Source organism: Chromobacterium sp. ASV23 (assembly GCF_016428945.1).
Classification (GTDB): Bacteria; Pseudomonadota; Gammaproteobacteria; order Burkholderiales; family Chromobacteriaceae; genus Chromobacterium; species Chromobacterium sinusclupearum.
Map to the genome: position 1 here is coordinate 69,681 of NZ_JAELTR010000007.1, position 22,945 is coordinate 92,625.

Annotated in this window: 19 protein-coding genes; 13 read left to right on the top strand and 6 right to left on the bottom strand. The window is 61.5% G+C overall.

All coding sequences use genetic code 11. The features are described 5' to 3' along the window. Positions 1 to 23: 23 nt before the first annotated feature. Positions 24 to 1,622, bottom strand: a complete 1,599-nt coding sequence (locus JHD59_RS05230; RefSeq protein WP_199153413.1) for a peptide ABC transporter substrate-binding protein — start codon at positions 1,620 to 1,622, stop codon at positions 24 to 26. Positions 1,623 to 1,966: 344 nt separating this feature from the next. After that, positions 1,967 to 3,187 (bottom strand): MFS transporter, encoded by a 1,221-nt coding sequence (locus JHD59_RS05235; RefSeq protein ID WP_199153414.1) that lies wholly within the window; start codon positions 3,185 to 3,187, stop codon positions 1,967 to 1,969. Positions 3,188 to 3,368: 181 nt separating this feature from the next. Here JHD59_RS05235 and hemA point away from each other — a divergent pair, with 181 nt between their 5' ends. From hemA to JHD59_RS05260, 5 genes are read left to right on the top strand one after another with little or no spacing between them, the layout of a single operon-like run. Further along, positions 3,369 to 4,580 (top strand): 5-aminolevulinate synthase, encoded by a 1,212-nt coding sequence (hemA, locus tag JHD59_RS05240; protein ID WP_103321187.1) that lies wholly within the window; start codon positions 3,369 to 3,371, stop codon positions 4,578 to 4,580. A gap of 22 nt (positions 4,581 to 4,602) precedes the next feature. After that, on the top strand, positions 4,603 to 5,445 hold the full coding sequence (locus tag JHD59_RS05245) for a TauD/TfdA family dioxygenase (RefSeq protein WP_103321186.1): 843 nt from the start codon (positions 4,603 to 4,605) through the stop codon (positions 5,443 to 5,445). Further along, on the top strand, positions 5,445 to 6,404 hold the full coding sequence (locus JHD59_RS05250) for a 3-oxoacyl-ACP synthase III family protein (protein ID WP_199153415.1): 960 nt from the start codon (positions 5,445 to 5,447) through the stop codon (positions 6,402 to 6,404). The genes JHD59_RS05245 and JHD59_RS05250 overlap by 1 nt, the downstream gene beginning before the upstream one ends. Continuing rightward, positions 6,401 to 7,579, top strand: a complete 1,179-nt coding sequence (locus JHD59_RS05255) for an acetyl-CoA carboxylase biotin carboxylase subunit family protein (RefSeq protein WP_103321184.1) — start codon at positions 6,401 to 6,403, stop codon at positions 7,577 to 7,579. The genes JHD59_RS05250 and JHD59_RS05255 overlap by 4 nt, the downstream gene beginning before the upstream one ends. Continuing rightward, positions 7,576 to 9,477: a phenylacetate--CoA ligase family protein gene (locus tag JHD59_RS05260; protein WP_199153416.1), complete on the top strand. Its 1,902-nt coding sequence runs from the start codon at positions 7,576 to 7,578 to the stop codon at positions 9,475 to 9,477. Before JHD59_RS05255 ends, JHD59_RS05260 begins: the two co-directional genes overlap by 4 nt. Positions 9,478 to 9,539: 62 nt before the next feature. Here the strand turns inward: JHD59_RS05260 and JHD59_RS05265 are convergent, their stop codons facing one another. Both JHD59_RS05265 and wrbA read right to left on the bottom strand, forming a co-directional pair. Continuing rightward, on the bottom strand, positions 9,540 to 10,532 hold the full coding sequence (locus JHD59_RS05265) for an NADP-dependent oxidoreductase (protein ID WP_199153417.1): 993 nt from the start codon (positions 10,530 to 10,532) through the stop codon (positions 9,540 to 9,542). 194 nt (positions 10,533 to 10,726) lie between these two features. Continuing rightward, positions 10,727 to 11,323, bottom strand: a complete 597-nt coding sequence (gene wrbA / locus JHD59_RS05270; protein WP_103321181.1) for an NAD(P)H:quinone oxidoreductase — start codon at positions 11,321 to 11,323, stop codon at positions 10,727 to 10,729. Between the two features lie 92 nt (positions 11,324 to 11,415). On the opposite strand from wrbA, the gene JHD59_RS05275 reads away from it, so the two are divergent. Further along, complete coding sequence (locus JHD59_RS05275) at positions 11,416 to 12,624, top strand: YihY family inner membrane protein (protein WP_199153418.1); 1,209 nt, start codon at positions 11,416 to 11,418, stop codon at positions 12,622 to 12,624. Here the strand turns inward: JHD59_RS05275 and JHD59_RS05280 are convergent. Together JHD59_RS05280 and JHD59_RS05285 are read right to left on the bottom strand one after the other, a co-directional pair. Beyond that, a complete protein-coding gene (locus tag JHD59_RS05280; protein ID WP_199153419.1) occupies positions 12,576 to 13,379 on the bottom strand; it encodes a DUF3025 domain-containing protein in 804 nt (267 codons plus the stop codon). The genes JHD59_RS05275 and JHD59_RS05280 overlap by 49 nt on opposite strands. 31 nt (positions 13,380 to 13,410) lie before the next feature. After that, positions 13,411 to 15,351 (bottom strand): diguanylate cyclase, encoded by a 1,941-nt coding sequence (locus JHD59_RS05285; protein WP_199153420.1) that lies wholly within the window; start codon positions 15,349 to 15,351, stop codon positions 13,411 to 13,413. A 196-nt stretch (positions 15,352 to 15,547) separates the two neighbouring features. Between JHD59_RS05285 and cysG the strand changes: the two genes are divergently transcribed. From cysG to JHD59_RS05320, 7 genes are all read left to right on the top strand, one after another. Then, entirely contained in the window at positions 15,548 to 16,960 is a 1,413-nt protein-coding gene (gene cysG / locus JHD59_RS05290) for a siroheme synthase CysG (RefSeq protein ID WP_199153421.1), read from the top strand. A gap of 93 nt (positions 16,961 to 17,053) precedes the next feature. Continuing rightward, positions 17,054 to 17,461 (top strand): PTS sugar transporter subunit IIA, encoded by a 408-nt coding sequence (locus JHD59_RS05295; RefSeq protein ID WP_043629499.1) that lies wholly within the window; start codon positions 17,054 to 17,056, stop codon positions 17,459 to 17,461. Next, positions 17,448 to 17,717, top strand: coding sequence for an HPr family phosphocarrier protein (locus tag JHD59_RS05300; protein WP_103321176.1), 270 nt, complete (start codon positions 17,448 to 17,450; stop codon positions 17,715 to 17,717). Before JHD59_RS05295 ends, JHD59_RS05300 begins: the two co-directional genes overlap by 14 nt. Before the next feature lie 114 nt (positions 17,718 to 17,831). After that, positions 17,832 to 19,571, top strand: coding sequence for a phosphoenolpyruvate--protein phosphotransferase (ptsP, locus tag JHD59_RS05305; protein ID WP_103321175.1), 1,740 nt, complete (start codon positions 17,832 to 17,834; stop codon positions 19,569 to 19,571). A gap of 17 nt (positions 19,572 to 19,588) precedes the next feature. Then, positions 19,589 to 20,671, top strand: a complete 1,083-nt coding sequence (gene rfaQ / locus JHD59_RS05310) for a putative lipopolysaccharide heptosyltransferase III (protein WP_199153422.1) — start codon at positions 19,589 to 19,591, stop codon at positions 20,669 to 20,671. After that, complete coding sequence (locus JHD59_RS05315; protein ID WP_199153423.1) at positions 20,668 to 21,819, top strand: glycosyltransferase family 4 protein; 1,152 nt, start codon at positions 20,668 to 20,670, stop codon at positions 21,817 to 21,819. The genes rfaQ and JHD59_RS05315 overlap by 4 nt, the downstream gene beginning before the upstream one ends. A gap of 23 nt (positions 21,820 to 21,842) precedes the next feature. Beyond that, the gene (locus tag JHD59_RS05320; protein WP_199153424.1) at positions 21,843 to 22,943 is read left to right on the top strand and encodes a glycosyltransferase family 9 protein; all 1,101 of its coding nucleotides are present in this window, start codon (positions 21,843 to 21,845) and stop codon (positions 22,941 to 22,943) included. The last annotated feature ends 2 nt before the right edge of the window (positions 22,944 to 22,945 follow it).

A 22,945-nucleotide genomic window follows, 5' to 3' on the forward strand; every position in this document is an offset into this window, starting at 1 on the left:
GAACGGTAGCGGCTCGGATGTCGTCAATGGAGGGTTATATAGATGTCCTTGCTGCGATAACGTCCCAGCGGATTTTGGCCGTAGCCGCCCACATAAGGTTTTACCAGGCGGGAGTCGGAATACTGCAGCAAGGGAATGATGGTGTAGTCCTGCATGATCAGGCGATTGGCTTCTGTTAGCAGCGTGCTTCTCTGCTCTGGATCGGGCGACAGGTTGGCGCGCTCTATTAGGGCTTCGGCGGCTTGGTTGCAACTGCCGGAAACATTTTCGGCGTCGCCGCAGCGCACGATGCTGAGCATGGAAATCGCATCGTTATAATCCGCTGTCCAGCCATTGCGGGCGATTTGGAATTGTCCTTGATGCCGCTTCTGCATCAGGGTGGGGTAGTCGGTGGATTCCAGCGTGGCATCCAGATCCAGCTTGGTTCGCCATTCGCTGGCGAGATACTCGCTTAAGGTTTTCTGGTATTCGCTGGTATTGTAAATCATCCTCAATGGGGCATGCGGCGCCACGCCTGCATCTCGCAGCAACTGTTTGGCTGCCGCCACTCTTTGGGCCATAGGCCATGATTGCCAGTCGTAGCGCGACGGCGTTGCGCCTCTTAGTCCTTGCAAGATCACGCTATAAGCAGGTGACTGGCCATCGGCGGTGATGGATTGCGCCAGCCTGTCGCGGTCCACCACCATGGACAGCGCCTGTCGCACTCGCGCATCGCGGAGTAGCGGGTCGCGTAGATTGAGGCTGAAATAGCGCAAGCTCAGCAACGGGCTGTTCTTGACTTCATCGGGATGGGATCGTCGCAACTTATTGAACTCGCCTGGCGGCAGCTGGAAAACGAAATCGGTTTTGCCTGCGAAATAGAGCGCGACATCTTGGTTAAGGTCCTCCACCGGCAGATAGTTCACACGTTGCAATACGACCGATGCGGCATCCCAGTATTGCCGATTCTTTTCCAGAACGATGCTTTGCCCTGGCGTCCATGCGGTTAGCCGGAAGGCTCCGCTGGAAACCAGTTTGCCTGGATTGAGCCAGTCTTTGCCCCATTGTTGGATCGTATGCCGGGGCACCGGTCCCCACTGCGCATTGGCCAGCAACTCGGGGAAGATCGCCACGGGATAAGCGGTAACCCACTCAACGGTATTGTCATCCAGTGCCCGCACGCCGAGGGCATCCAGCGGCATTTTTCCGTCCGCTACCGCCTGGCCGTTCTTCAGCACACTGCCAAAGCCGCTGGCGTAAGGCGAGTGCAAGGCCGGGTCCAGCAATCGTCGGACACTGTAGACGCAGTCGGAGGCACGAATGGGAACGCCGTCGCTCCAGCGCGCGTCCGGACGCAGATGGAAGATCCAAGTGTTCGAATCTTTGCGCTCCCATGACGTCGCCAAGCCGGCTTGCAGATGGCCGGCATTGTCTATTGAGGTCAGTCCTTCGAATAAGTCGTGGGTGATCATATTGTCAGGCAGGGCTTCCGCCAGTTGCGGATCCAACGTAGCAGGGTCCGATCCGTTGCTGCGAGTCAGCTCTTGGCGCTCAGCCAAGCTAATGCCAAGAGGAATGACAGCGGCTGGCGTTGGCATAGCGATGAGCGTAATGAGAAAAAACAGAGACGGCGAGGCCTTCATATGGGGGCTCCTGTCAGGTTGCGGGTGCCGGGGAGAGTTTCGCGATTCCCCAATTTTTAAATGGAAGCCATGCGAACAGGATATAAAAATCAACAATGTGGGCGAGCAAATTTTGGTTTTATTGATCGCGCATTGTTGCGATATGGAATGTGATGAAATTGATTTTGAAGTTGAATTCGCTAAGCCTTGTCATAGAGCATGCTTTTACAAGGGTGTGGTCTTGCTAGTCTGTCCGATGTTCATATTCTGATTTCGATGAAATTTATTTGGATTTGATTCTGGCGCGATCAGCACTGCCTGCCAAAGATGCTGGTTGGAATGGTTTTGTGGATCGCTATGTAGTTTTAGGCGCGTATAGGTTGGAATCGGTAGGCAACCCATAGTGATAGCATGAAAAAGCACGCCATGATTAGCGCGCATCCTTGCAGAGCGAAGGTGAAGGACACATGCGACATACTGCTGACCAAGGGCATGGATACAGCAGTTCCCATCCCGATTGAAAGCAAACGCAATGAGGCCATTTTCCCTTTGTCGCTTTCTGAGGCTTGCCGTTGCAGGGTGGTTAAAAGCCATGTGATGCTATTCAGACTGGCGAAGCCAATGATGAAGAAAGCGGCGAAATGCCACGGCGGAGTAGTCGCTAACGATAGTAGAAAAGTCGAGCCGGCTTGCAGAAATAACCAGATTGGGAGCAATTTTTGTGCCAAAGTGTGGCGAGTAAAGAAGGAGGCAGCGATCATGCCGATCGCCATCGTTCCTTCCATGGCAGAAATAGGCCAGCTCGTGCCGGCGTAATATTTCGCCACCAAGGGCACGACCAATACGTTTAGGCTGTATGACAAAATAAAGTCTGCAGAGCAAAGAACCAGCATGATCAGCACGGTCGTTTGTTTTGCTGCTTGTCTCAACAGGCGCAGCCAGCCATGCAGCGCTTGCTGAAACAACTTGCCAGGCCGCCAGCTAGATTGTGTTGTGTTGTGCCGGGTAGCAGCCAAAATAGACTGTTGTCGGGACATGATCCATGCGGAAATCAGCGAGCCAAGGACATCAAAAATCAGCGCGTAAATAGGGCTGGAGCGATACAAGATGATCCCTAGCAATGCCATGCCGCTCAATACGCCAATTTGAAACATTACCCCTATCTTGGCGTTTAAATCCCCCTGTAATTCATCTGGAATGTTCAGCGCCGTGAATTTGAATAAGGCACTGCGATGGACGTTGTCTATCAATGCGAGAAAGATAGCAGCTATGGTGATCAGTAGGACCATGCCATCTATTTTGGAGGCGGCTAGAAGAATGATGATGGCCATAGTAGCAGCGCGGGAAAGATCGCACCCCAGATAAACCTTTTTAGCATCCAGGTGATCGACCAGCGGGCCGGAAAAAGGCAAAACGCAGATGGCCCCCAGCCCCTGGAAACTCAAAATCGTTGCCATGGCGGTAATGCTGCCAGTTAGTTCGAATAATAACTGTCCCATTGCGAGAATATGCACACCAACACCAATGCTGGAGCACAAAATCGCTAATAAAAGGTTCTTTGCCGCACGGTTTTTGAATATTGACATAATTTACACGTTTAATGCTATTTGCATTTCGCGAAGTGTATCCATGCAAAGAAGGTCCGTCAAGAGAATTATCTAATACAAATTTTATATTTGACTGTACTTGCATTTGTCATTATCGTGGCGCCGTCAATCAGGAAACGCATGATCGGCAATCCAAAAATCCATATGACGGGAGTCTGTGATGAGCACTGACAACGCTACGATTGAGCTGAACTTAGACCGGGAACTGCGCGTCCTTTTTGAAAATCGACTGACGCAACTTAAGTCGGAAGGCCTGTACCGCAGTTTCATGCCCTGCGAGCACGATGCGGGTCATCCAGGCACTACGCGCTACCAGCAACGTCAGGTTGAGGTTTGGTGCAGCAATGACTATCTCGGGCTGAGCCAGGACCCGCAGGTGATTGATAGTTTGCGCGAATCCGCGGCATTGCACGGTTCGGGTACTGGCGGCTCCCGCAATATAGCCGGCACCAGCATTTCCCATGTCGAGCTGGAGCGTCAGCTGGCGCAATGGCACGGCAAGGAGCAGGCATTGGTTTTCAATGGAGGCTATACCGCCAATTTCGAGTTCTTGAGCACCTTGATCGCTGCCGTGCCTGACTTGGCGATATTTTCGGACAGCTTGAATCACCGCTCGCTGATCGAGGGCATACGCCGCCACCCGTGCCAGAAATACATTTTCCCGCATAACGATGTGGAGACGCTGGAGAAGCAGTTGGCCAGCGTGCCGCTATCGCAACCCAAGCTGATCGTTTTCGAGTCCATCTATTCGATGGACGGCGATATCGCGCCAATTCAGGTCATTCTCGATCTGGCGGATCGTTACCAAGCCTGGACCTTCCTGGACGAAACCCATGCCATCGGCCTGTATGGCGCAAGCGGCGCCGGTCTTTGCGAGGAGATAGAGGAAACTAGGGCCACATTCATTCAGGGCGTATTCGGCAAGGCCATGGGCACCTTGGGCGGCTATATTGCCGGCCCGGCCTCGGTGGTCGATTTTGTTCGTTCCAGCGCGCCTGGATTCATCTTTACCACCGCGCTGCCTCAAGCGCTGCTGGACGCGACGCTGTGCAGCTTCGACAGAGTACGGACAGATCGGCAACTGGTGCAGGACTTGCACAGCAACGTCATTTTCTTCCGCGCGCAGCTGGATTTGGCGGGAATCCCGTATTTGCCGGCTCAAAGCCACTTGGTGTTGGTGCCGGTGGCAGGGGCTGAGCGTATCAAAACAGTCGCTCGACGCCTGCTTGATGAGTTTGATATCTATGTGCAACCGATCAACTACCCTTCCGTGCCGCGCGGCGGGGAGCGTTTCCGTCTGACTGTCGGGCCTCGCCGCAGTCATGAAGAGATTCAGCGATTTGTTGCGGCCCTGAAACATTGCCTGGCTTGACAGCTTTTGGAGACACGACACCATGCGATTCAATCCGCTTTCCCCGACTATCGGCACTGAACTGACCGGCGCAACTTTCAACGATATTCTGTCTGATGCATTGTTTCCCGAGGCGGAGCAGGCTCTGCAGCAGCATCAATTGCTGGTGATCCGCGGTTTGCAGCTGACGCCGGCGCAGCAGCTAGCCCTGGCGCGGAAGTTCGGCCATCCGGTGCCGTTTGTGATGAGCCGTTATCACCACCCGGATCATCCCGAGTTGATGATCTCGTCTAATGAAGTGCAAGACGGCAAGCCGCTGGGCGTGGCGCGTGTCGGCAATTTCTGGCACCAGGATTCTTCTTTCACTCAGAACCCAGCAGCCTACACCATGTTGTATGGCATCAATATCCCGCCGCGTAGCGGCGACACTTTGTTTGCCAATGCCATTGATGTGTATCGCCGCCTTCCCGAGGAATGGAAGCAACGCATCGCCGGCCTGCAAGCGCGCCATACCGTCAGCAAGCGTTTCCGCATCCGCGCCGAGCATGTCGGTTTGTCGGTTGCAGAACTGCAGGAGGTGATCGCCCAAGAGCACCCTAATGTGTTGCATCCCCTGGTGCAGATCGATCAGGACACCAGCCGCCCTTATCTCTACGCCTCCAAGGAATATGTGGATGCGGTTGTAGGACTGGATCGGCCCAGCAGCGACGAGTTTCTCGATCTGATCGATCAATTGACGCAAGATCCTGAACATGTATACGTCCATCGCTGGCTGCCGGGCGACCTGCTGATCTGGAAGACCCGCATTGCGCTGCATGCCGCCACGGCTATTGAGCCTGGGCTCAGTCGCACGGTTCACCGGGCCAGCATCGAGGCGCGCGGCTGATGCCGGGCATTGTTACGCCGGCCATACGCTATCCGCAGGGCCGCGTCGAGGCCAAACAGTTGCATCTGTCCAGCGGAGCGCCGTTGGACGAAGTGCTGAACATCACCCGTTGCGATGGATTTCCGGCCTTGGCCGCCGCAGAGCAAAGCTGGGAGCTGGCTGCTGAAGCGGCTGGCGACCTGCTGCGGAGAGAGGGCATCGTGCCTGATCAGATCAGCCATGTCATTTATGCCGGCACCGGCTGTTGGGATCAGCCGTTTTGGTCTCCGGCGGCCAAAATCGCCCAGGCCATAGGCATTCATGGCGCCCACTGTTTCGAAGTCACCAATTTTTGCAATGCCGCCTGGACGGCGATCAGTCTGGCTTGCGACAAGCTGGAGGCCGGGCGCGCCGATCTGGTGCTGGTGGTCACCGCTGATCAGCTCAGCCGTCTAGTGGACCGCGACAGCGCGGATTCGCTGTCGTTGTTCAACTTTGGCGATGCGGCGGCGGCAGTATTGGTGAAACGGAGCGAAGGGCGATATCGCCTGTTGCATAGCGCTATGCGCACCGATCCAGAGTGGGTGGATTACTACGCCGGCGTTTGGCGGGAGGGCAAGGTACGGATCGAGCGGCAGCCGCATCGCCGTGGGCTGGCCCAGGCCTATCTGGATAATTTCGCGGCTTTGGTTCAGCGCACCCTGGAAGCGCTGGGAAGGTCTCTGTCCGAGGTGCGTTATCTGCTCATCAACCATGGCGACGAAGACATGCATCGCAGCTTGTTGGAGCGGCTGGGCTTGAGCGAGGAGCGCACCGTTTTCAATTATCACCGGCTGGGCCATATGGGGAGCGCCGATACCTTGATCGCGCTGGAACAACTTGAGCGGGAGCAGCGACTGCGGGCCGGAGATCTGATTCTGTTGGCCAGCAGCGCGATGGGCTTTAGCTGGGGCATTAGCGCAGTGGAGTACCAAGCATGAAGATTCTGATCATCCATCAGGTGCCTTATCCTAAGATGCAATACCACTTGGGGCTGGATCATCAGCAACATGAGATCACGTATATCGGTTATCCGGCGCGGATGGCCGAGCTCCCCGGCTCATTGCGGGCGCAGCGCCTGTTGTTGAATGACGATGAGGACTTGGCCGACGGCATCATCCGGCAGACTTCGCCGCAGGATGGCTACCAGGCGGTGCTGTCTTTGTCGGAGTTCGGCATTCTGCAGGCGCATCGGGTACGCCTGCATCTGGGAGTGCCGGGGGACGATCTCGCCATGCTGCAGCGCGTGCGTGACAAGGTAGAGATGAAAGCCGCGCTGCGGGGTTCCGGTATCGACTTTCCGCGTTTCTTTCCCGCGCCGGATCTGTCCGCGCCGGACTGGCAAGGCCGAACTGTGCTCAAACCACGGCAAGGCGCCTCCAGCGAGGGAGTGAGGATTTACCCTGAATTGGATCAGGCCTGGGCCGCGTTTGCTGAGCTGCCAGATGGCGACGACTGGCAGTTGGAGGAATACATAGAGGGTGGTATTCATCATGCGGATGGCTTGGTGCAAGCTGGCCAACTGATCGATCTGACCGTCAGCCGCTATCTCAACAAGCCTGTCGACTTTGCCAAGGGCTGCCCGCTCGGTTCCTATCAATTGCCTACCGATCCACGCCATTCCGCCTTTGCTGCCGATGTAGTGCAGGCTTTGGGCATACGCGACGGTTGCTTGCATCTGGAGTTTTTTGAAACCACTGATCAGCGGCTGATCTTTCTGGAAGTGGCGAATCGAATGGGAGGGGCCGGTGTGGTCGACGCGCATTGGCGGCATGGCGGCATCCATTTGCCCAGCCATGAGATAGCCATCCGCCTTGGGCTACCCAGACCGCAGCCGCAACCAGGCAGCGGCCGCTTTCATGGCTGGCTGGTTTTTCCCGGCCATCATCTGGGAGAGGGCGAAGCGGATCTGCGTGTGCCAGAGGACTTGGCCACCGATCGCCGGTTGGATCGCTTGCACGCCCTGCCTGCCGGCCAAGCGCTGAACCAGAACATCACTTACCACGAGTGGCAGGTGCCGGCATTTGTTGAAGCCTCGGCAGAAACCCCCCAGGCCCTGGCGGCTTTTCTTAGCGATTGCATGCAACGCATCCAAATAAACAGGAAACCGACATGATTTATTTCCCAAGCGATCTGCTGCTGGCGCTGGGCTCGCTCGACCGTCAGCGACCAGATTGGGAAGGCTTGCTGGCCAGCCATCGACTCACAGACCTCGACCCGCTGCTGGATGTCGCGGCCTTCCATGACGCGCTAGATGCTTTGCTGGATGGCGTCGCGCAATATCCATTTCAGGCCCATCCGTACAGCAACGATGTATCCGAATGGTTGCCGGCTGGACGCGTCTTGCTGGAGGATGGCGTGGCCGCCAGCACGCTGCGTGGCTTGATTTGGGCGCTTGCTTTCGGCAATGAAGTATACATCCGCAGCCAACGGCCGGCTTTCTGGCAGGGACTGGCCGGTTTGTTGAACGCGGGAGGTTGGCCATTGCCGCGCATCGATTCCGGGACGGCTGCTGCGGCGACGCCGGCTGTTGCGGTGAGCGTGCCGGTTCTGGCCCTGGAGGGCGAGTCTCCGGCCGATAGCAGGCGCGAGATCGCCGTGCCTGCCGGCGATGAGGGGCGGCAATTGGTTTTGGCCGGAGTGGCGCAGGCGTTGCCTGCGGATTGCTTGTCCCGAGTCTGGCAACTGGATAGCCACGATGTGTGGCTGGGCCAGCTTTACCGTCGCCGCCACCGCCCCGGGGTGACCTTGGCGCGCGCGCGCGCTGAACAAGGGGAGGCGGGGTCGCGCGCGAGGCTGGACGCGAAATTGCGCTATCTGGTGCAACGGGCCAAGCGCACGCCGCATTACCTGGCTTTGCCCGATATTCAGGGTGCGTACGCTTTGCGAGAATTGCCCATTCTGGACAAGGCCGCGCTGGAGGCGCAGTCGCTGCCATTCAGCCGAAATTTGTGCAGCGGCGCAGCGCCCAGCGGTGAGGTGCTGCGCAGCGGCGCTACTTCCAGCCAGCCGCGTTATATCGTTTATTCGCAGACGGACTGGAACAATATGATCCGCGAAGCGATTCCCTTGTTTTATTCCTTGGGACTGCGGCGCGGGGATAGGCTGATCAATACGCTGTATGGCGGTGCCATGTACGGAGGGCTCACGACAACCATCTGCGAATTTTCGCGTATGCCGCTGGAAACCTACAGCACCGGCCAGGCGATTACGCTGGACACTTTGCTGATGCTTACCGACTGCTTCCAGGCCAATGCTATCATCGGCATTCCCGCGTTGATCCTGCCTTTGCTGCGCGAGGCCAAGGCGCATCGTCCGCAGTTGCGGCTGGAAAAAATACTTTACGGCGGCACGCCGATGGCGGAGGTGGATAAACAATGGCTGCGTGAAGAATTGGGCGCGCAAATCATCACCAGCGTTTTGGCGGCCAACGACGGCGCGCAGATCGGCTACCAGTGCGGCCACTTGCAAGGCAGCCTTCATCATTTGTGCGACGATTACAATCTGCTTGAGATCGTCGACGACGACGGCCAGCCGCTGCCGGATGGCCAGCCGGGCCATATCCTCATCACCAGCCTGCAGAAGCAGGAAGGTCCGCTGATCCGCTACCGCATTGGTGATTACGGCCGCATCGTCCACCATGACTGCTCATGCGGGGCGTCGGGGCGAGTGCTGGACTACATCGGTCGCAGCGATGGCTTGATCAAGGTTCAGACCAACACGGTGCTCTACAGTGAACTGCTCGAGTCATTACAGCCGTTTGGCGTTTCTCTATTGCAAGTTGAGATTGCGAGCGTCGCGCACAGCGAATCGCTGATCCTTCGCACGGAGTCGCCACAGCGTGCCGACGCGGACGCTATGCGCCGGCATCTGCTGGAGTGTTTCGAGACCTTGCGCGGCGATGCCGACATCCATGCCCAGCTGGAAGTGATTGTCGAGTCGCTCGGAGAGGGAGAACTGCCGCGCAACAGCGTCAGCGGCAAGGTGAAGCCGGTAATCGATACCCGGGTGTGAGCAAACGCCATGACTAGAGCCGCGCTGCGCACCGAGGCCGGGGCGAGGCGCGGCGTTTTGCATCAGGCCAGTTTGATCAGCATTTTGCCCTGATTCGATCCGGCCAGCATATCTACAAAGGCTTGCGCCATATTCTCCAGTCCTTCGCGGATGGTCTGTTGCGGCTGCAGCCGGCCCGACTGCAGATGTGGGACGACAAAGGCCTCCAGTTCGTCCTGTAGGTGGCGGTAGTTTCGCACCAGAAAGCCTTCCAGCCGCAAGCTCTTGCCTACGATGTCGTAGAGATTGCGCGCGAGTTCAGGCGACGCTGCATGGTTGTATTGCCCCACCGCGCCGACCCAGGCGATGCGGCCATGTTCGCGGATATGCCGGATCGCCGCCTCTTGGTGTTTGCCGCCGACATTATCGATGTAAATATCGAACCCTTCCGGAGCGGCCTCTCCCAGAGCTTGGGACAGATCTTGGCTGTTGTAGTTAATGGCAAAGTCATAGTTTAGCGTGTCTGTCAGGTAGCGGACCTTGGCGGCAGAGCCGGTGCTGCCGATCAAGCGGCCGGCCCCCATCAGCCTAGCCAACTGCGCGATCGCGCTGCCGACGCCGCCTGCGGCCGCCGAGACGAAAATATCTTCCCCGGCTTGCAGTTTGGCGATTCGGGTTAGCGCCACATAGGCGGTGAGTCCGGTACCGCCGAGAATGCTCAAAAATGCGCTGGGGTCGACGCCGCGGTACTCTTTCAATATTCGCAGCTCGTTGGGGGCTACGGCCGCATGGCTGCGCCAGCCTTCGCGATGAAAGACCAGCTCGCCGACATTCAGGCCGCTGCTGCCGGCATCGATGACTCGGCCTATGCTGCGGCCCTCCAGCGGGGCATGCAATGGCCATTCCTCTTCTAAGTCCATGCATTCCCGCATATAAGGGTCGACGGATAAGTACAGGTTTTCAATCAGTGCTTGGCCGGCTTGAAGTTTGGGGAGCGTAACTTCTTCGAGAGCGAATAGATCGGCGGTGGGCGTGCCTGTAGGGCGGCGAATTAGGTGGATTTCCAAGCTCTTCATGCGGTTGGCTTTCACATTTTAATGAAATATAACAATATCATAAAATGTCTCGCTCTCGATCCGAAAGTTATGATTTCCCTCCAGCGAGTACGCAGGCGGGATGCCGACGGCAGACCGGCCTGCTGGCTATGTTGTCCGCCAAGAATTTGTCCTCTCGCAGACTCAGGTACTGGATCCGGCGTAGCGGCATGACACTATTTTTTTGCCAGTTTCACCGCCAACTCCGCCAACCGCTTTCCCTGCGCCATCGCCAATGCCTTCTCATGCTCGCTGATCGGCTGCCTGTCATCCATGCCTGCCACATGACTCACGCCATACGGCGTGCCGCCGGTTTGCGTCGCGGTTAGCGCCGCTTCGGAGTACGGCAGGCCGGCGATCACCATGCCGTGGTGCAACAGCGGGATCATCATGGTCAGCAGCGTCGATTCCTGGCCGCCGTGCAGGGAGGCCGAGCTGGTGAAGACGCAGGCCGGCTTGCCCGCCAGCGTGCCCTGCATCCATTCGCCGCCGGTGCCGTCGATGAAGTATTTCATCGCCGACGCCATATTGCCGAAGCGGGTAGGGCTGCCCAGCGCCAGGCCGGCGCAATCCACCAGGTCCTGCCGCTCGACATACGGCGCGCCGTCTTCCGGGATGCCCGGCGCCACGGCTTCGCATACGGTGGAAATCTTGGGCACGGTACGCAGCCGCGCCTGGCAGCCGGGCACGCTGTCCACGCCGCGGGCGATCAGCCGCGCCAGTTCGCGGGTGGCGCCGTGCTGGCTGTAATACAGGACCAGGATGTCTAGCATGGGAGTAACCTCGCAATCACGGATAACCGACGCATGATAGGGCAAAGCGGCACGGCTTGCCTCATCGTTGCTTTGCCATTACCTTTGCGCCCATGCAAGCTCAACGATTCGAACCCTATTTCAGCTTTGCCCGCTTCATCGTCCGCCGCATGAGCTGTCTGCGCGTGCTGCAGGTGTCGGGCAGCCTGACTTTTACCACGCTGCTGGCGCTGGTGCCGCTGTTCACCATCGCGCTGACGGTGATTTCGGCGTTTCCGGTGTTTGCCGATTACAGCACCCGCTTCAAGATCATGCTGCTGTCGACGCTGGTGCCGGAATTCGCCGGCAAGGTGATTACCGTTTACATGCGGCAGTTCGCCGACAATGCGGAAAAGCTCACCGCCGCCGGCATTGTGATGCTGGGCGTCACCGCGCTGATGCTGATGTCTACCATAGAGCGCACTTTCAACGCGATTTGGGGCGTGCGCCGCGGCCGGCCCTGGCTGCAGCAGAGCATGGTGTACTGGACGGTGCTGACGCTGGGGCCACTGGTGCTGGGCGGCAGCCTGCTGTCGTGGCGCTGGCTGTTCCGGGTGACCCGCTTCGAGAAGAACCTGCCGTTATTGGCCGGCGTGGTGGAAGTGGGCGGCACCATCGTGCTGACCGCGCTGGTGTTGTCGCTGCTGTACCGCATCGTGCCCAACCGCTTCGTGCCGTTCCGCCATGCGGTGGCGGGGGCGTTGGCCACTTCGCTGTTGCTGGAGGCTACCAAGGCCGGTTTCGGCTTTTACATCGGCCAGGTGGCCAACTACCAGCTGGTGTACGGCGCTTTCGCCAGCATCCCGATTTTCCTGCTGTGGGTGTATTGCCTGTGGCTGGTGGTGTTGGCCGGCGCGGTGTTCACCTCGGCGCTGTCGTATTGGGAGGGCGAGGCCTGGCGGCGGCGCAACGAGCCGCACCGCCGTTTCCTGGACGCGGTGGAAGTGCTGCTGCTGCTGGATGCCGCCCAACTGCGCGGCGAGGCGATGACGCCGCCGCAATTGCGCCGCGAGATCAAGGTCGGCTACGACGAATTGGGCCTGGTGCTGGATAGGCTGGCGCAAAATGGCTATGTGCAGAAGGGCGGCGGCGACGCCTGGGTGTTGATGAAGCGGGCGTCGGCCATTCATCTGGCCGAGTTGTTCGAGCTGTTTGTCTATCGCCGCGAAAGCGAGCGCGACGATGCGCTGGGCAGGGCGCTGGCCGAGCTGCTGGGGCCGATGACCGACGGGCTTCAGGCGGAGACGGTGGCGGATTTCGCCCGGCGCGTGGGGCAGAAGTAGGCGGTATTGGCGTAGAAGGCCGGATCTTCGTTGTCCGGCCACCAGCCCGGTATGCCCAGCAAGGGCAGCGGGCACAGCGCGCGCGGGCGGGGAAGGAAGGCGTCGTCGTCCAGCCTGGCCGCCAGCATGGCATCCAGATGGCGCAGCTGGGTGGCATCGTCCCGCGCGAAGAAGTCCGGCGCGACGTCTAGAATCAGCGCCTTGCCGCACCAGCCGATGTGCGGCGTCAATCCCATCTCCATGACCGCATGGCCCAGCGTGAACGCCGCGATGCGGCGGCCCCAGTCGGCGCGGCGCGCGATGAACAATTCCTGCCAGCGCATATCGTCCAGCGCCTGGCCCAGCGCCGGATCGGCGGTAGCCACGATCACGCCGCATTCGTCCAGCAGCGTGGCGGCGTCGCGCAGCGGCCCGCGCCGGGTCTCGCCGCGGGCGATGGCCCGCACATGGCGGCGGTTCAGCGCGGCTTTGGCGCGCGGCCAGGCCAGCCAGGCCAGTGCATTGAACCAGTCATGCCAGTTTTGCGGACGGGTGGGCACCTCGCCGGTGGCGCCGATATGCATCTCGTAATAGGCCTCTGGTTCCAGCGCGCAGACGAAGCGCAGCGCGTCGGGCAAGGGCGCGCCGCCGTCTCGCGCGGCGGCCAGCAGGTCGTCGAAATCGGCTTGCCGCGGCCACGTCGGCCAGGCCGGGACGAAGCGGCGCACCGGCCGATAGAGCGGGTGGGCGAGGTAGTCGGTATGCCAACGGTTCATGGATCGGGCGGGAGCGGCTGAGGGCGCCATTCTAGCCGGAAACCGCCTCAGGCGGCGCAGCGCCGTCGGCAAAGACGCGGTTGCGCCCCTCGCGCTTGGCCTGGTACAGCAGTTTGTCGGCGCGGCTGAGCACTTCGTCGATATCGTTCTCGTCCGGCAAGCGCTGCGCCACGCCGATGCTGACGGTGAAGGACAGCGTGCTGCCGTCTGCCGGCAGCCTGGCCGCCGCCACGGCCGCGCGCAGCCGTTCCGCCACCAGCCGCGCGTCGTCGATGCCTGTGTCCGGCAGCAGCGCCGCGAACTCCTCGCCGCCCAGCCGGCCGCACAGGTCGCAGGCGCGCAGGGTCTCCCGGCACAGGTCGGCGAAGTGGCGGATCACCACGTCGCCCACGGCGTGGCCGTGGTGGTCGTTGATCTGCTTGAAATGATCGAGGTCCATCATCATCACCGTCAGCGGACCCTGGTGGCGCCGGCAACGCTCCAGCTCGCGGTCGGCCAGCTCGATGAACTGGCGGCGGTTGTTCAGCTCGGTCAGGCTGTCCTGCGTGGCCAGCCGGAACAGCTGTTTCTCATGGCCGTGGCGCTGCAGCGCGATGGCGATGATGTGGGTGCTGCGGTGGGCCAGCGCCAGTTCCTCCGGCGTGGGGCTGCGCGGTTCGCGGTAATAGGTGGCGAAAGTGCCGAGCAGGCGACGGTCGCTGGAGAAAATGGGAGTGGACCAGCAGGCGCGTAGGTCGAATGGACGCACCTTATCCTGCGCGTGTTGCCACAGCGGGCTGTTGAAGATGTCGTCCACCACGATGGTGCGCTTCCAGTGCGCCGAGGTGCCGCAGGAGCCGACGCTGGGGCCGATTTCCACGCGGTCTATCAGCTTGCGGTAGGCCGCCGGCAGGCTGAGCCCGGCGGCGAAGCGCAGCGACTGGCCGTCATCGTCCAGCAGCATGATGCTGCACATGCCATTGGGTTGCTGCGACTCCATCATCTGGCAGATCTGGTTCAGCGTCTGCGGCAGCGGGTGGTTGCCGGCGATCATTTCCAGCACGGCGTTTTCCTCGGCCAGCAGCTTTTCGCCCTGGCGGCTGGACGTGACTTCGCGGTCCACGGAGAGGATGGTTTTCAGCATGCCGGCGCTGTCGAATTCCGGAAACAGGCGGATTTCGAAGATATGGCGGTTGGGGCCGTTGTTCAGCTCCAGCTCGAAATTGCGCGCTTCCCAGGTATTGATGAGTTGACGGCACTCGTGTTCGAAGCGGCTGCTGGCGTCTTCGTTCCAGCCTTTTTCGCGCGGCGTCTTGCCCAGGTGTTCTTCCAGCGGCAGGGGGAAATAGCGGCTGACGCTGCGGTTGATGAACAGGCAGCGCAGTTCCAGATCATAGCGGGCGACGATGTCCTCGGAGTTGTCCACCAGGGTGCGGAACTGCTGCTCGCGGCGCATCATCGCCGCTTCGTGGTGCTTGCGCGCGGTTGCGACGCGGCATAGGGCTGTCAGCTTCTGCACGCGGCCGCCGCGCCAGCCGGGGCGCCAGGTGATTTCCAGCCATTCCCAATGCCCGCTGTGATGGCGGATGCGCACTTCGTAATTGGCTTCCGGCGCTTGTGGCGGCGTGGCCAGCAATTGGGAGAAGCGCGGGCGGTCCTCTGGGTGCAGCAGGCCCAGCCAGCGGCCAAAATCCATGTCCTGGGTATGGGCGGGCATGCCCAGCAGCCGCTGCAGCGATTGCGCCCGGCTGCGCACATGCTGGCGCGGCAGATGGAATTCCAGCAAGCCCAGGCAAGCGTCCTGCAGCGTGCCGCGCGCGCGGCGTTGCCGCATCAGGCCGTACAGCCACAAGCCGGTGGCGATGGCGGCCAGCAGCCAGCCGGTTCCGGCGAAGCCGCTGGGCGTGGTGGAGGCGGCCCCTGCGGGCAACGGCCCGCACCAAGGCAAGGCCAGGCCGGCTCGGCTCAGGAAGAGAATCAAACGGCTTTGCAACTGAACCATCCGGAAAAGCGAAACGTGAATTTTGACACCGACCGGCCACTTGCCCCTGACGGGTCGCTCATCCCGCTTGGCTAGCGTCGTATTTACGCAACAAATGCAGTATGCTTGAACGCATACAATTGCGGCGCCTATATGGCGCAAGACCGGTCTGGACTGGGTGGTGAGTCTACCGGGCATGGAGCGTGAAATGGAATTCTTTCCGATTTTTCTGAAGCTGCGGCAGCAGCCCTGCTTAGTGGTGGGCGGCGGGGAGGTCGCCTTGCGCAAGGCGCGCCTGCTGCTGGCGGCCGGCGCCCGGCTGCAAGTGGTGGCGCCGGAACTGGCGCCGGAGCTGGCGCAGCTGGCCAGCGAGGGCGAACTGACGCATCTGGCGGCGCGCTATGCCGCGGAGCAGCTGGACGGCCAGCGTCTGGTGGTGGTCGCCACCGATGACCGGACCGTCAACCATCAGGTAGCGGCCGACGCCGAGGCGCGCGGCATCCTGGTGAATGTGGTGGATGATCCCGCGGCTTCGCGCTACATCAGCCCGGCCATCATAGACCGCTCGCCGTTGATGGTGGCGGTAGCCAGCGGCGGCAGCGTGCCGGTGCTGGCGCGCTCCATCCGCGCGCGGCTGGAAAGCCTGATTCCGGCCGGTTACGGCCGGCTGGCGCGTTTCGGCGCCTCGTTCCGCGACGCGGTCAAGGCGCGTTTCCCCGACGTCGACGCCCGCCGCCGCTTCTGGGAGACGGTGCTGGAAGGACCGCTGGCCGACGCGGTGATGAATGGCGACGAGGCGGCGGCGCGGGCCGAAATGGAATCGCGCATCGCCGCCGGCGTCGCGGATCGCGCCGGCGCGGTCTATCTGGTGGGGGCCGGGCCGGGCAATCCGGACCTGTTGACCTTCCGCGCGCTGCGGCTGATGCAGCAGGCCGACGTGGTGCTGTACGACAAACTGGTGGCGCCGGAACTGCTGAACCTGGTGCGGCGCGACGCCGAGCGCGTCTACGTGGGCAAGGCGCGCGCCAATCATGCCCTGCCGCAGGATGACATCAACCAGTTGATGGTGACCCTGGCCAAGCAGGGTAAAAGAGTGTTGCGGCTGAAGGGCGGCGATCCGTTCACCTTCGGCCGCGGCGGCGAGGAAATCGCCACGCTGGCGGAGCAGGGCATTCCGTTCGAAGTGGTGCCCGGCATCACCTCGGCCAGCGGCGCGGCGGCTTACGCCGGCATTCCGCTGACGCACCGCGACTACGCGCAGTCTGTCACCTTCGTTACCGGACACAAGCAAGACGGCACCATTCAGCTGGATTGGCCCGCGCTGACCCGGCCGCAGCAGACCGTGGTGGTGTATATGGGGGTCTCGACGGCGGCGGAGTTGTGCCAGGCTTTCATCGCGCATGGCCGCGGCGCGGAGACGCCGGCGGCGGCGGTGGAGTGGGCCACTACGGAAAGACAGCGCACGGTGTGCGGCACTTTATCGACTTTGCCCGGTCTGATGGCCTCGCACGGCATCGCGTCGCCGGCCTTGATCATCGTGGGTGAAGTGGTGGAATTGGCGGACAAGCTGGCCTGGTACCGCCGCAGCGAGAATTCAGCTGTTACAATTCAGGAAGATTGATCTCGCGGATGCGTGGGCCTGGCCCGCGCGAGTTCGAGCTTTGCTCATCAACGCGGCGGGCTGGTCCGGCCGCACCAACTCGAAGACTCAGGCATGGTAGGTGTTCTGATAATTGCACATGGAGACCTGGGACGGTGCCTGGCGGATTGCGCCAGACACATTCTGGGCCGGGAGCCGGAAAACCTGGCGGTCATGACCGTGGACAAGACGGAAGACCCGGAACGCAAGCTGGGCGAGGCGCAAGGCCTGGTGGACGGACTGGAGCAGGGCGACGGCGTGGTGGTGCTGACCGATATGTACGGCGGCACGCCCTCCAATATCGCCAGCAGGCTGATCCGGCCTGGCCGCGTGGAGGCGGTGGCGGGCGTCAACCTGCCTATGCTGGTGCGGGCGTTGTGCTATAGCAGCCAGCCGCTGGAGATCGTTGTCAGCAAGGCGATCACCGGCGGGCTGGAAGGCGTGCTTTACATTATTCCGGGGGAAGGAAATGCTGCGATCTGAAGTGGAAATCATCAACAAGCTGGGACTGCACGCGCGCGCGTCCAGCAAGTTCACCCAGCTGGCCAGTCGTTACAAGAGCGATATCTTCATCGCCCGCAACAGCCGCCGCGTCAATGGCAAGAGCATCATGGGCGTCATGATGCTGGCGGCGGCCAAGGGCGCCAAGGTGGAGCTGGAGGTCAGCGGCGAGGATGAGCAACAGGCGCTGGAAGCGCTGGTCGCGCTGATCAACAACCGCTTCGACGAGGCGGAATAAGGCGCGAGCGGGCGGAGGCCGGCTTTTCCCCGGCCTTTCAGGGAGTCGCCGCAATATGCGGCGGAGGTCATGGCGGGCATAGCGACAAAAACACGGCCCGCCTGGGGAGGGGCAATGAGCATCATCCTGCACGGGGTGGCCATTGGCGGGGGCATCGCCATCGGCCGGGCCCACCTGATATCGCGCAGCATGGACGATGTGGCGCACTATCTGCTGGAGGACGACGAGGTCCCGGCGGAAAAACTGCGTTTTGACGAGGCGGTGCGGGCCACCCGCAAGGAGCTGGAGATGCTGTGGGGCAGCATCCCGGAGAACGCGCCGGCGGAGCTGGGCGCTTTCCTGTCGCTGCACATCATGCTGCTGGGCGATGTCACCATCTCGCGCGAGCCGCGCGAGATCATCGAGAAACAGCGCTGCAACGCCGAATGGGCGTTGAAGCTGCAGTGTGACCACCTGATCGAGCAGTTCGACGCGATCGAGGAAGACTACCTGCGCGAGCGCAAAAACGACGTGCTGCAGGTGGTCGAGCGCATTTTCACCAATCTGGACGGCGACGCGCCGCAATTGCCGGCGCCGGAAGATTTGGTGGAAGACCACATCCTGGTGGCGCACGACCTGTCGCCAGCCGACATGGTCTATTTCAAGGATTCCAACTTCGCCGCCTTCATCACCGATGTCGGCGGCGCCACCTCGCATACCGCCATTCTGGGCCGCAGCCTGGATTTGCCGTCGGTGATCGCCTTGCATCACGGCCGCGAGCTGATCCGCCAGGACGAGATGATCATCGTCGACGGCCAGCAGGGCGTGGTGATCATCAACCCGGACGCGCTGGTGCTGACCGAATACCGCCGCCGCTTGCGCGCCTGGCGTGGCGCGCGGCGCAAGCTGTCGTCGATCCGCAAGTCCAGCGCCGTCACCCGCGACGGCTCGGTGATCGAACTGCTGGCCAATATCGAGCGGCCGCAGGACGTGGACGACGTGCGCGAGTCCGGCGCGGTCGGCATCGGCCTGTTCCGCAGCGAATTCCTGTTCCTGGGCCGCGATACCCTGCCGACCGAGGACGAGCAATTCGAAGCCTACCGCCATGTGGCGGCGGCGATGAAGGGCATGCCGGTCACCATCCGCACCATGGACCTGGGCGCCGACAAGAGCCCGAAATGGCTGACCCACGACCAGGCCGACAATCCGGCGCTGGGACTGACCGGCATCCGGCTGTGCCTGGCCGAGCCGCTGATGTTCCGCGCTCAGCTGCGCGCCTTGCTGCGCGCCTCGGTGCACGGCAGGATCCGCGTGCTGTTCCCGATGGTGAACTCCCTGCCGGAACTGAAGCAAGCCTTGGCGCAGTTCGAATACGCCAAGGAGGAATTGCGCGACGAGGGCATAGGCTACGCAGACGACATCGAAGTGGGCGCGATGATCGAGATTCCGTCGGCCGCGCTGGTAGCCGGCAGCTTCACCAAGCACGTTGATTTCCTGTCCATCGGCACCAACGACCTGATCCAGTACACATTGGCGATCGATCGCAACGACGACACGGTCAGCCACCTGTACGACCCGGTGCATCCGGCGGTGCTGAAGCTGATCCTGCACACCATCAAGTGCGGCATCAAGGCCAATGTGCCGGTCTCGGTATGCGGCGAGATGGCGGGCGACGCCAAGCTGACCCGGCTGCTGCTGGGCATGGGCCTGCGCAAGTTCTCGATGCACCCGGCCAATCTGTTGTCGGTGAAGCAGCAGGTGCTGACCAGCCATCTGGACGAAATCGCGCCGATTGCGGCGCGCATGCTCAGATCGGAAGATCCTGATAAAATAGCGGATTTGTTGCAACTGCTGAATGCAGAGCCGGGCGAATGACCCGGCTTTTTTAATCGATGCTGAACGATCCTATAGCCCTGTCCGACGTGCGCCGCGCGCTGGTGATCAAGCTGCGCCACCACGGCGACGTGCTGCTGACCTCGCCGGTGTTTTCCGCGTTGCAGGCGGCGGCGCCGCAGCTGGAAATCGACGCGCTGGTCTACCACGACACCCGCGAGATGTTGAGCCTGCACCCCGCCATCAGCGAACTGCATACCATAGACCGCGGCTGGAAGAAGCTGGGGCTGCTGGGCCAGTTGCGCGCTGAATGGGGGCTGTTTTCTCGGTTGAAGGCGCGTCGCTACGACCTGGTGATCACGCTGACCGAGCACAACCGCGGCGCCTGGCTCTCCCGCTGGCTGAAGCCGCGCTGGTCGGTGGGGCCGTCCGGTCCGTATGGACGCTTCTTCAAGAAGAGCTTCAGCCACCGCTATCTGCAAGTACCGGGCAACCGGCGCCACACCATCGAGATCCATCTGGACGCGCTGCGCCGCATCGGCGTCTATCCGGCGGCCGAGCAACGTGGGCTGACCCTGGTTCCGGGCGCCAACGCCGAGGCCACGCTGGCCGCCAAGCTGGCTGAGCGCGGCTTGCAGCCCGGACGTTACATCCTGGTGCATCCGACCTCGCGCTGGTCGTTCAAGAGCTGGCCGGAAGAAAAGATGGCGGCGCTGATCGACGCCTTGAGCGCCCGAGGCGAACAGGTGGTGTTGTCCGCCGCGCCCAGCGGCGAAGAGCTGGCGATGGTGGCCGAGATCGAGAAACGGTTGGCGCGACCGGTGGCCAGCCTGGCGGGGCTGCTTTCCCTCAAAGAGCTGGCAGCCGCGATAGACCATGCACGGCTGTATATCGGCGTTGACTCCGTGCCGATGCACATCGCCTCTGCGATGAAGACGCCTTGCGTGGCGCTGTTCGGTCCATCCGGCGACATTGAGTGGGGACCGTGGCAGGTGCCGCATCGCATTGTCAGCGAACCGGTGCCCTGCCGTCCCTGCGGCAACGCCGGCTGCGGTGGCGGCTGGCAAAGCGAATGTCTGCAGCGGATTCCGCTTGAGCGCGTGCTGGTAGCGGTGGATGCCGTGTTGAAGGAAACGCAATGAAGCGGCTGGCTATTGTCCGCCAAAAGTATAATCCGGCTGGCGGCGCCGAACGTATCGTCAGCGCCATCCTGCGCCAGTTGCACAATAGTGATGCACTGCGCCCGATGCTGATCACCCGCAATTGGGAGTCGTTGGACGGCGTTGAGGCCGTCCGCGTCAAACCGTTCTATCTGGGCAGCGTCTGGCGCGACTGGAGCTTCGCTCGCGCCGCGCGGCAGGTTTGGCGAGAAAAGCAGGCGGATCTGGTGCAGTCGCATGAGCGCATACCAGGCTGCGACATTTTCCGCGCCGGCGACGGCGTGCACGCGGCCTGGCTGGAGGCTCGGCTAGAGGGGCGTGGGTGGTTCGCTCGGCTGGCAACGTTCTGCAATCCCTATCATCACTACATGCTGCGCACCGAGCGGGCGATGTTCCGTCATCCGGCGCTGCGCGCGGTGATCTGCAATTCCGAACTGGTGCACGACGATGTGACGCGCCGTTTCGGCGTGCCGCCGGAACATTGCGTAGTGATCTACAACGGCGTGGACAGCGCGTTTTTCAATCCTGTTGACGCCCGGGCGCGGCGCGGCGAGCTGCGCGAACAATACGGCATTGAACAGGATGCGCCGTTGCTGGTCTATGTGGGTTCGGGCTTCGAGCGCAAAGGGGTCGCGCAGGCAGTGCGTGCCATCGCGCCGCACCCAGATGTGCAGCTGATGGTGGTGGGAGGCGACAAGAAACTGCCTTGCTACCAGCAATTGGCGGAAAGCATGGGCGTGGCAAACCGCGTACATTTCACCGGCCCGCAGCGCGACGTGCGCAGCTTTTACGGCATGGCTGACGGCTTTATTCTGCCTACCCTGTATGAGCCGTTTGGCTCGGTGGTGGTGGAGGCCATGGCCTGTGGTCTGCCCGTGTTGACCAGTACCCGCTGTGGCGGCGCCGAGCTGCTGAAGGCTGGTGAAACGGGCTGGATCGCGCCGGCAGGCGATGCCGAGCAATGGCAGCGTAATGTGGGTCTGTGGTTGGCGACGCGGGAGCGCTGGGATGAGATGGGAGCGCAAGCGCGCGCGCGCGCGCGGGACCTGAGCGAAGAAAACATGGTTGGGCAGATGCTGGCCTTGTATCAGCGGTTGCTGGCGGAAACGAAGATGAGGTCTTTGACATGAGGCCGGGACGTTTTCCCGGCCGGTTGCTGATTTTCGCCGCATTGCTGTGCCGTTTGCCATGGCAGTGGTTGCGCCGCAAACCTAGGCCCGATGCGGTGAGCAGGGTGTTGATCCTGCATCAGTTTTTGCTGGGCGACGCGTTGATGGCGACCAGCCTGCTGGCCAAGGCGCGCGAGCGCTTTCCCGAGGCCGAGATCGTATTGGCCTGCCCGCCTGGGCAGGCTGCGCTATACGACAGCCGCCCCTACGGCATCCAGACTTTGCCCTGGCATCCGCGAGACTTTGCTTCAATACGCAGGCTATTCGCAGAACCGCGTTTCGACATCGTTTATTTGATGGGTGAGAACCGACTCAGCTTCCTGGCTCGCGCCATCGGCGCGCGCTGGATCGTCGGTTTTGCTGGAGAGACGCCGACTTACAAAAACTGGCTGGTGGATGAAGCGATACCCTATGCCGATCAGCCGGAAGCTTGGACCGATACCGCAGCCCGCTTGGTGGACGGACCCGAGCCCCGTCCGTTCCGGCTGGAGGATTGGCCATTGGGAACAGTGACCACGCCGACACTGCCTGAGCACTATGTGGTGCTGCATGTCGGCGCGAGTTCCGCCACCCGTTTCTGGCCGGCGGCATCCTGGCGCCAAGTGGCAGACGAGGTTCGTTGCCAGGGGGCGACGGTTGTCTGGTCTTGCGGGCCTGGCGAGCAATACTTGCTGGACGAGGTCGGGCCGCAGGAAAACGAGCTGACGATGGCCGGCAATCTGTCCTTGCCGCAACTGCGCGCCGTACTGGCAAGTGCGCTGGCGTGCGTGTGTCCAGATACCGGCATCGCCCATCTGACCAAAGTAGCGGGCTGCCCTCTGATCATGCTGTTCGGTCCGGGCAGCGAGATCTTGTTTGGCGCCAGCCGCTTCTTTGCCGGGCAGGCATGCCTTGGCGTCGGGCCCGCGTTGTTTCCGTGCCGCAACCAGCGCAGCGTGCATTACCGTGAAGTGGATTGGGCATTGCGTTGTTTCCGGCAGGCGGGTGATGCCGTGGGCCGTTGTGCCACGCCCCAGTGTATGGACGCCGTACGAGCTGCAGAGGTGCGAGCCGCCTTGATAAATGTGATTCGAAATGGGAAATAGCT

Excerpts from the sequence above, each read along its gene's own strand:
- JHD59_RS05230 (WP_199153413.1), bottom strand. The coding sequence starts at position 1,622 with ATGAAGGCCTCGCCGTCTCTGTTTTTTCTCATTACGCTCATCGCTATG.
- JHD59_RS05235 (WP_199153414.1), bottom strand. The coding sequence starts at position 3,187 with ATGTCAATATTCAAAAACCGTGCGGCAAAGAACCTTTTATTAGCGATT.
- hemA (WP_103321187.1), top strand. The coding sequence starts at position 3,369 with ATGAGCACTGACAACGCTACGATTGAGCTGAACTTAGACCGGGAACTG.
- JHD59_RS05245 (WP_103321186.1), top strand. The coding sequence starts at position 4,603 with ATGCGATTCAATCCGCTTTCCCCGACTATCGGCACTGAACTGACCGGC.
- JHD59_RS05250 (WP_199153415.1), top strand. The coding sequence starts at position 5,445 with ATGCCGGGCATTGTTACGCCGGCCATACGCTATCCGCAGGGCCGCGTC.
- JHD59_RS05255 (WP_103321184.1), top strand. The coding sequence starts at position 6,401 with ATGAAGATTCTGATCATCCATCAGGTGCCTTATCCTAAGATGCAATAC.
- JHD59_RS05260 (WP_199153416.1), top strand. The coding sequence starts at position 7,576 with ATGATTTATTTCCCAAGCGATCTGCTGCTGGCGCTGGGCTCGCTCGAC.
- JHD59_RS05265 (WP_199153417.1), bottom strand. The coding sequence starts at position 10,532 with ATGAAGAGCTTGGAAATCCACCTAATTCGCCGCCCTACAGGCACGCCC.
- wrbA (WP_103321181.1), bottom strand. The coding sequence starts at position 11,323 with ATGCTAGACATCCTGGTCCTGTATTACAGCCAGCACGGCGCCACCCGC.
- JHD59_RS05275 (WP_199153418.1), top strand. The coding sequence starts at position 11,416 with ATGCAAGCTCAACGATTCGAACCCTATTTCAGCTTTGCCCGCTTCATC.
- JHD59_RS05280 (WP_199153419.1), bottom strand. The coding sequence starts at position 13,379 with ATGAACCGTTGGCATACCGACTACCTCGCCCACCCGCTCTATCGGCCG.
- cysG (WP_199153421.1), top strand. The coding sequence starts at position 15,548 with ATGGAATTCTTTCCGATTTTTCTGAAGCTGCGGCAGCAGCCCTGCTTA.
- JHD59_RS05295 (WP_043629499.1), top strand. The coding sequence starts at position 17,054 with ATGGTAGGTGTTCTGATAATTGCACATGGAGACCTGGGACGGTGCCTG.
- JHD59_RS05300 (WP_103321176.1), top strand. The coding sequence starts at position 17,448 with ATGCTGCGATCTGAAGTGGAAATCATCAACAAGCTGGGACTGCACGCG.
- ptsP (WP_103321175.1), top strand. The coding sequence starts at position 17,832 with ATGAGCATCATCCTGCACGGGGTGGCCATTGGCGGGGGCATCGCCATC.
- rfaQ (WP_199153422.1), top strand. The coding sequence starts at position 19,589 with ATGCTGAACGATCCTATAGCCCTGTCCGACGTGCGCCGCGCGCTGGTG.
- JHD59_RS05315 (WP_199153423.1), top strand. The coding sequence starts at position 20,668 with ATGAAGCGGCTGGCTATTGTCCGCCAAAAGTATAATCCGGCTGGCGGC.